1 protein-coding gene is annotated in these 928 nt (G+C 64.1%); it reads right to left on the bottom strand.

The features are described from left to right. Nucleotides 1–897, bottom strand: a protein-coding gene (locus PYV00_RS24060) for an IS630 family transposase (RefSeq protein ID WP_275230871.1) whose coding sequence is annotated in 2 segments (ribosomal slippage) — nt 1–552 and nt 552–897 — 898 coding nt annotated over the 2 segments. Because the reading frame shifts where the segments join, the coding sequence is not laid out codon by codon here. This gene is flagged as partial in the annotation. Nucleotides 898–928 lie beyond the last annotated feature (31 nt).

The raw sequence follows: 928 nt of genomic DNA, 5'->3' as shown, positions 1-928 counted from the left end.
GCTGGAAGATGTCGACGAGCCTGCCGATGAGGCCCCACAGGCCGCTGACGGTGCGCTCGCCTGCTTTTCGGAGCATGGCCTTGAGGCGGGAAAAGGCCTTCTCGATCGGGTTGAAGTCGGGACTATAGGGCGGCAGGAAGCGCAGCGTTGCCCCAGCCGCCTCGATCCGCTCACGTATCGCAGGTCGCTTGTGGCTCGAGAGATTGTCCATGATGACGATGTCATCGGGCCGTAGTTCCGGCAGGAGAACCTGCGCCACATAGGCTTCGAACCAGTCACCGTTGATCGGGCCGTCCAGCACCATCGGCGCAACCATGCCGCTCATGCGGAGGCCCGCGACCAGCGTAGTGGTCTTGCGATGGCCATGTGGGTATCCCATCTGTAGCCGCTCGCCTCTGGCACAACGGCCGTGGCTGCGGGTCATGTTGGTGGCGGTCCACGTCTCGTCGATGAACACCAAGCGTTCCGGTTCCAGATCGACCTGGCTCTCGAACCAGTCGTGGCGCTGCCTCAGGACGTCGGGGCGGTCTTGCTCGATGGCATGCCCAGTCTTTTTTTGCGCGTCATGCCCCGCCGCGCGAAGAAGCGGTGCAGCCCGGCAACCGATACCGTCAGACCCGCTTCGGCCAAGGCAATGCGCAGCTCTTCGAGCGAGATGTCCTTGCGCGCCTCCCACAAGGCCAAAATGTCAGCCGCTCGCTCCTCCACTCGGCGGGATCGCATGTCGCCACCTTGCGGCTTGGAAGCAAAGGCACCCGTCTCGCGCCTCTGCGCCTGCCAACGGATCGCCGTCGATGGCGCCACACCAAACCGCACCGCCGCCGCTCGGCAACTCAGCCCGCCATCAATCGCCGCCAGAAGCCGCACGCGCAAATCCATAGAGAGAGGGTGACCCATCCATGCTGGCCTCCTTCACCAGCACAGATTC

Source organism: Novosphingobium album (ex Liu et al. 2023), from assembly GCF_029076845.1.
Classification (GTDB): domain Bacteria; phylum Pseudomonadota; class Alphaproteobacteria; order Sphingomonadales; family Sphingomonadaceae; genus Novosphingobium.
Note: the sequence above shows the minus strand (reverse complement) of the source record. Positions and strands in the feature narration are given on the sequence as shown.